Here is a 6,582-nt window from a genome sequence, read left to right on the forward strand (position 1 = left end):
CCGCCCGTGGTTCGCTGCGACTGTCGTTGGGCCACAGCAGCGTCGGCGCCGACGTGGATGCGGCGCTGCGGGTGCTGCCCGGCGCGGTGAGCCGAGCTCGGCAGGCGGCGCTGGCCGCGGCAGGGCTGTCCGGGGTGGCCCGGTGAAGGTGCTCGCCGCGATGAGCGGCGGGGTGGACTCGTCGGTGGCGGCAGCACGCATGGTCGACGCCGGCCACGACGTGGCCGGCGTGCATCTGGCGCTGTCGCAGACACCCGGCACGCTGCGCACCGGTTCGCGGGGCTGCTGCTCGAAGGAGGATGCCGGCGACGCCCGGCGGGTCGCCGACGTACTCGGGATACCGTTCTACGTCTGGGATTTCGCCGACAGGTTCAAAGAAGACGTGATCGACGACTTCGTGGACTCCTATGCGCGCGGCGAGACCCCGAATCCGTGTGTGCGCTGTAACGAGCGGATCAAGTTCTCCGCGGTGGCGGCCCGGGCACTGGCTTTGGGGTTCGACCTGGTCGCCACCGGCCACTACGCGCGGCTCTCGGGTGGGCGGTTGCGCCGGGCGGTGGACGCCGATAAGGACCAGTCCTATGTGCTGGCGGTGCTCACCGCGCAGCAGCTGCGTCACGCCGCGTTCCCGGTCGGCGACACTCCCAAGCCGCAGATCCGCATCGAAGCGGCCGAGCGCGGGCTGGCGGTCGCCGAGAAACCGGACAGCCACGACATCTGCTTCATCCCCACCGGCGACACCCGGGCATTCCTCGGTGCCCGGATCGGGGTGCGCCCCGGGACCGTAGTCGACGCCGCCGGTGCCGTGCTGGCCGCCCATGACGGGGTACACGGATTCACCGTCGGCCAGCGCAAGGGGCTGGGCATCGCCGGGCCCGGACCGGACGGCAAGCCGCGCTATGTGACCGAGATCGACGCCGCGACCGGCACCGTGGCCGTCGGCTCCGCCGCCGACCTGGCGGTGTGGGAGCTGAGCGGACGTGACCCCGTCTTCACCTCGGGCACCGCGTTCTCCGGCCCGATCGAGTGCCTGGTTCAGGTGCGCGCACACGGCGAGGCCGTCGACGCGGTCGCCGAGCCGACCGGGGAGCGGCTTCGGGTGCGGCTGCGTGCGCCGCTGCGCGGCGTGGCGCGCGGCCAGACCCTGGTGTGCTACCACCCGGACCCGTCGGAGGGTGACGAGGTGATCGCCAGCGCCACCATCGCCGGCACGTCGGCCTGACCGTTGCGCCCTGCCACGAAGTTATGGCTACAACTATGGCCATCATACGGCTATAGTTTGGCAATGCGATCCGTACCGCTTGGCGAAGCCAAAGACAAACTCTCCGCACTTGTCGACGACGCCGAAACGACACACGACATCATCACGATCACCAAGCATGGTCGCCCGGCCGCTGTACTCATGTCCGCCGACGATCTGGAATCGTTGCAGGAAACGGTTTATTGGCTCTCCCAGCCCGGGGTACTCTCCGACGTCGCGCAAGCGGAGCGGGAGTACGCGCAGGGTTCGACAACCAGTGGCGACAGACTCCGCGAGCAGTTCGGGCTACCGCCACGGTGACGGCGCACGAGGCCCCGTACCGCATCGAGATGGACGGGCCCGCGCGGCGCGATCTCGAGCGTCTCCCGCATAAGATCGCAGCTGCCGTCGTTGAGTTCGTCACCGGTGCCCTCGCCGACAACCCGTACCGGTTGAGCAAGACGCTTCACGCTGAACTCGCCGCCTACCGCAGCGCCCGTCGCGGCGATTACCGGATTTTGCTCCGCATCGACGACGACAACCGGACCGTCCTCGTCGTCGCTGTCAAGCATCGCGCCCACATCTACCGGAGCAGACCTCGACGCGGCTGATGAGCATCGTTTCGGGCGCGGCAAAGAAGGCCCGCCGTTCGATGGATACCCGGCGGTCCAATACGGTTGCCGGGTGAGTGTTTTCGCCCCAGTTTTCGCTACGGCGACCGGTATCGGCTCGTGGCCGGGTACCTCCGCGCGACAGGCCGCCAAGGTGGTCGTCGGCGAGCTGGGCGGTGCCATGGCCCACATCGTCGAGCTGCCCGCCCGCGGGGTGGGCGCCGACCCGATCGGCCGCGCCGGGGCACTGCTTATCGACGTGGCCCTCGACACCACCCCGCGCGGCTACCGGCTGACGGCGCGTCCCGGCGCCGTGGCCCGCCGCGCGGTCAGCCTGCTGGGCGAAGACGTGGACGCCCTCGAAGAAGCCTGGGAGAAGGCCGGTCTGCGCGGTCGTGCTGATAGTGGCCATCCGGTCAAGGTGCAGGCGCCCGGGCCGCTGACCCTGGCCGCCGAGGTGGAGCTCGCCAACGGGCACCGGGCGATCACCGATGCCGGTGCGACCCGTGATCTGGCCGCGTCGCTGGCCGAAGGTCTCGCCGCACACCGCGCGACGGTCGCGCGCCGGCTCGACACCCCGACGGTGGTGCAGCTCGACGAGCCGTCGCTGGCCGCTGCGGTGACCGGACACCTGACCGGAGTGACCGGCATAACCCCGGTAGCCGCGGTCGACGAGGCGGTGGCCACCGAGCTGCTCGACGTCTGCGTTGCCGCGGTGGGCGCTGACGTGCTGGTGCACAGCGACGCAGCGGGGCTGCCGTGGAAGCTATTGCAGCGCAACGGTATTGCAGGAGTGGCGGTGGATGTCAGCACACTGGCGGCCTCCGACTACGACGGGATCGCGGCGTTTGTCGAGTCGGGCCGCGCCGTCATGCTGGGTGCGGTTCCGGTGCGTGCGCCGCAGCGCCACCTCTCCGCGGAGCAGGTCGCCGCAGTGGCGGCCGGCGTCACCGACCGGATCGGTTTTCCGCGCGCGGTGCTGACCGAGCGGATCGGCATCACCCCGGGCCGCGGGCTGGCCGGCGCCACCCCGCAATGGGCGCGCACCGCCATCGGGTTGGCCCGCCGGGCCGCCGAGGTGCTGGCCGCCGACCCGGATGCGGTGTGAACTCGGCGTCGGTCGGCGCGGATAACCTCTAAACGTGAGCTCACCCATGGTCGATCCGGTAGCCCCCGAGGTGCGCCGGCAGTGGCAAGAACTCGCCGACGAGGTACGCGAGCACCAATTCCGCTACTACGTCAAGGATGCGCCGATCATCTCCGACGGTGAGTTCGACGAGCTGTTCAACCGGCTGGTCGCCTTAGAAGAAGCCCACCCCGAGCTGCGTGCACCGGACTCGCCCACTCAGCTGGTCGGCGGCGCCGGCTTCGCCACCGACTTCACCCCGGCCGAACATCTGGAACGGATGCTCTCCCTGGACGACGTCTTCTCCAACGATGAGCTGCTGGCCTGGGCGGCTCGGGTCGGCAACGAGGTCGGCGCGGACATCGCCTACCTGTGCGAGCTCAAGATCGACGGGCTGGCGCTGGGGCTGCTGTATCGCGACGGGCGGTTGGTCCGCGCGGCCACCCGCGGCGACGGCCGCACCGGCGAGGACGTCACGCTCAACGCCCGCACCATTGCCGACATCCCGGAGCGACTGCACGCATCCGATGATTTTCCGGTTCCCGCGGTGCTGGAGGTGCGCGGCGAGGTGTTCTTCCGGCTGGCCGACTTCGAGGTGCTCAACGCCGCGCTGGTCGCCGACGGCAAGGCCCCGTTCGCCAACCCGCGCAACAGCGCCGCCGGATCGCTGCGACAGAAAAACCCGGCGGTCAGCGCGCGACGGCCGCTGCGGATGATCTGCCACGGTCTCGGCTACACCGAGGGGTTCAGCCCGGCCACTCTGCACGAGTTCTACACCGCGCTGAAGGCGTGGGGGCTGCCGGTGTCCACCCACACGTCCCGGGTGCACGGCATCGCCGCGGTGACCGAGAAGATCACCTACTGGGGGGAGCATCGCCACGACGCCGAACACGAAGTCGACGGCGTGGTGGTCAAGATCGACCAGCGGTCCCTCCAGCGCCGGCTCGGCGCCACCTCGCGGGCGCCGCGCTGGGCGGTGGCCTACAAGTACCCGCCGGAGCAGGCGCAGACCAAGCTGCTCGACATCCGGGTCAACGTCGGGCGCACCGGTCGGGTCACCCCGTTCGCGCTGATGACTCCGGTCAAGATCGCCGGGTCGACGGTCGGGCTGGCCACCTTGCACAACGCCGCCGAGGTCAAGCGCAAGGGTGTGCTGATCGGCGACACCGTGGTGATCCGCAAGGCCGGCGACGTGATCCCGGAGGTGCTGGGACCCGTCGTCGACCTGCGCGACGGCACCGAACGCGAATTCGTCATGCCCACCCACTGCCCGGAGTGCGGCAGCCCGCTGGCCCCGGCGAAGGAGGGCGACGCCGACATCCGCTGCCCCAACGCGCGGCACTGTCCGGCGCAGCTGCGCGAGCGGGTTTTTCACGTCGCCGGCCGCGGAGCGCTGGACATCGAAGTACTGGGCTACGAGGCGGCGGTCGCCCTGCTGGACGCCGGTGTGATCGCCGACGAGGGCGACCTGTTCACCCTCACCGAGGACGACCTGCTGCGCACCGAACTGTTCACCACCAAAAACGGCGAGGTGTCGGCCAACGGGAAACGGCTGATCGCCAACCTGGGCAAGGCCAAGGCGCAGCCGCTGTGGCGCGTGCTGGTGGCGCTGTCGATACGCCACGTCGGGCCGAGCGCCGCCCGGGCGCTGGCCACCGCGTTCGGCAGCCTGGACGCGATCATGGAAGCGTCGACCGAACAGCTGGCCGCCGTCGAAGGCGTCGGGGCAACCATCGCCGACGCGATCACCGAATGGTTCGGCGTCGACTGGCACCGCGCCATCGTCGAGAAGTGGCGCGCCGCCGGCGTGCAGTTGGCCGACCGGCGCGACACCAGCATCGAACGCACCCTGGAAGGGCTGACGGTGGTGGTCACCGGCTCGCTGAACGGCTACTCCCGCGACGAGGCGAAAGAGGCCATCATCGTCCGCGGCGGCAAGGCCGCCGGGTCGGTGTCGAAGAAGACCGCCTACGTCATCGCCGGGGATTCGCCCGGGTCCAAATACGACAAGGCCGTCGAGCTGGGCGTGCCGATCCTCGACGAGGACGGTTTCTCGAGGTTGCTCGAACAGGGGCCGGCTGCGACGAGTTGAGGCTGGGTGAAACCTCAACGCAGCAGCGTCGCGACAATCCCGGCCAGGTAACCCAGCCGCGCCACTTCCGAGGGCCGAAATGCCGGTCCGCCCGGTCGGGCCAGCAGCACCACGGTGTGCGGATCGCCCAGCGGCGCGGCGACCAGGGTGGCGTCCATGTCCCCCCACCCCGAAGGCACCCAGTCGGCGTTGACATCCAGCGAGGTGGCGCGCTCGATCGGCAGCTGTGGCACTGTGTCCGGGTGGGTTTCCGGTGCGCCCGCACTGGCGGCGAGACAGTGAAACCCGCCGGGCGATTGCGAACCACGCACCACCATGCACCAACCCACCCGCAGCACCCGCGGCGCCTCGTCGGCGAACACCCGCAATTGGGCGGACCTGCCGCCGGCCGCGGCGATGTGATCGATCAGTTCGAGTTCCCGGTGGGCCTCCAGCAGTCCGGTGTGCGGGCGAACACTGTCCACCCACACCCCGTCGAGCGCCTCGGCGGCGGTGATCAGCGTGTCGGGCATCGACCCGGCCGGCAGGTCGACCACCAGGTCGTCGACCGCATATCCGGGCCCGCGCTCGACCACGTCGAGCGACAGGATGTCGGCGCCCACCGAGCCGAGCGCCACCGCCAGCGAACCGAGGCTGCCCGGCCGGTCGTCGAGCTGGACTCGCAGCAGATACGACGGCATGGGCAACACTTTTGCACAGCCCCCGACTGAGTCCGATCGCCCGGCTTCCCAGCGGGCCGCTGCGGCCCGCGTCGCCGCCGGGCTAGGCTTTGCGGTCGTGTCCCAGATCTCCCGTGACGAGGTGGCCCACCTGGCCCGGTTGGCAAGGCTGGCGCTGACCGACGCGGAACTCGATCACTTCGCCGGCCAGCTCGACGCGATTTTGGCTCATGTCAGCGCGATCCAAGCCGTCGACGTCAGCGGTGTCGAAGCGACCGACAACCCGCTCAAGGACATCTTCGAAAATCAAGAAGTCACCCGGCCGGACGAGATCGTGGCGGGTCTGACCCAGCAGCAGGCGCTGGCTGCCGCCCCGCGATCCGCCGACAACCGCTTCGCCGTGCCGCAGATTCTCGGGGAGAGTCAGTGAGCGAGCTGATACGTGCAGACGCGGCGACGCTAGCCGCAAAGGTCGCCGCCCGGGAGGTGTCCTCGGTCGAGATCACCCGGGCGTGCCTGGACCAGATCGAGGCCACCGACTCCCGTTACGGCGCGTTTTTGCATGTGGCTGCCGATGAAGCGCTGGCCGCGGCCGCCACCGTCGACGCGGCGCTGAGCGCCGGCGAGGCGCCGCCGTCGCCGCTGGCTGGAGTGCCGCTGGCGCTCAAGGACGTGTTCACCACCGCCGACGCGCCCACCACCTGCGGCTCGAAGATCCTTCAGGGCTGGCGCCCGCCCTATGACGCCACGGTGACGCAGCGGCTGCGCGCGGCCGGGATCCCGATCCTGGGCAAGACCAACATGGACGAGTTCGCGATGGGCTCGTCGACGGAGAACTCCGCCTACCAGGTGAC

At 70.1% G+C, this 6,582-nt stretch carries 8 protein-coding genes and 1 pseudogene; 8 read left to right on the forward strand and 1 reads right to left on the reverse strand.

Annotated elements, in window-relative coordinates:
- The 6 genes and pseudogenes from AC2VON_RS02155 to ligA all read left to right on the forward strand — a co-directional run.
- Window positions 1-146, forward strand: a pseudogene (locus AC2VON_RS02155) (cysteine desulfurase NifS); the annotation flags it as partial.
- Entirely contained in the window at window positions 143-1,222 is a 1,080-nt protein-coding gene (gene mnmA, locus AC2VON_RS02160) for a tRNA 2-thiouridine(34) synthase MnmA (RefSeq protein WP_486951463.1), read from the forward strand. The pseudogene AC2VON_RS02155 and the gene mnmA, both read left to right, overlap by 4 nt.
- Window positions 1,223-1,285: 63 nt before the next feature.
- Window positions 1,286-1,561, forward strand: coding sequence for a type II toxin-antitoxin system Phd/YefM family antitoxin (locus AC2VON_RS02165; RefSeq protein ID WP_486951464.1), 276 nt, complete (start codon window positions 1,286-1,288; stop codon window positions 1,559-1,561).
- On the forward strand, window positions 1,558-1,851 hold the full coding sequence (locus tag AC2VON_RS02170; protein WP_486951465.1) for a type II toxin-antitoxin system RelE family toxin: 294 nt from the start codon (window positions 1,558-1,560) through the stop codon (window positions 1,849-1,851). The genes AC2VON_RS02165 and AC2VON_RS02170 overlap by 4 nt, the downstream gene beginning before the upstream one ends.
- 73 nt (window positions 1,852-1,924) lie before the next feature.
- A complete protein-coding gene (locus tag AC2VON_RS02175; RefSeq protein WP_486951466.1) occupies window positions 1,925-2,959 on the forward strand; it encodes a uroporphyrinogen decarboxylase/cobalamine-independent methonine synthase family protein in 1,035 nt (344 codons plus the stop codon).
- A gap of 34 nt (window positions 2,960-2,993) precedes the next feature.
- Window positions 2,994-5,069 carry an NAD-dependent DNA ligase LigA gene (gene ligA / locus AC2VON_RS02180; protein ID WP_486951467.1) on the forward strand — a complete coding sequence of 692 codons (2,076 nt, stop codon included), beginning with the start codon at window positions 2,994-2,996 and terminating at the stop codon, window positions 5,067-5,069.
- 14 nt (window positions 5,070-5,083) lie between these two features.
- On the opposite strand, the gene AC2VON_RS02185 is transcribed toward ligA, so the two are convergent.
- A complete protein-coding gene (locus AC2VON_RS02185) occupies window positions 5,084-5,749 on the reverse strand; it encodes an ACT domain-containing protein (RefSeq protein WP_486951468.1) in 666 nt (221 codons plus the stop codon).
- A 97-nt stretch (window positions 5,750-5,846) separates the two neighbouring features.
- Here AC2VON_RS02185 and gatC point away from each other — a divergent pair, with 97 nt between their 5' ends.
- A complete protein-coding gene (gatC, locus tag AC2VON_RS02190; protein WP_486951469.1) occupies window positions 5,847-6,158 on the forward strand; it encodes an Asp-tRNA(Asn)/Glu-tRNA(Gln) amidotransferase subunit GatC in 312 nt (103 codons plus the stop codon).
- Window positions 6,155-6,582, forward strand: a 428-nt coding sequence (locus AC2VON_RS02195; protein ID WP_486951470.1) for an amidase family protein, incomplete at its 3' end; no start/stop codon positions are given. The genes gatC and AC2VON_RS02195, both read left to right, overlap by 4 nt.

This window comes from Mycobacterium sp. TH-M82 (assembly GCF_057473605.1).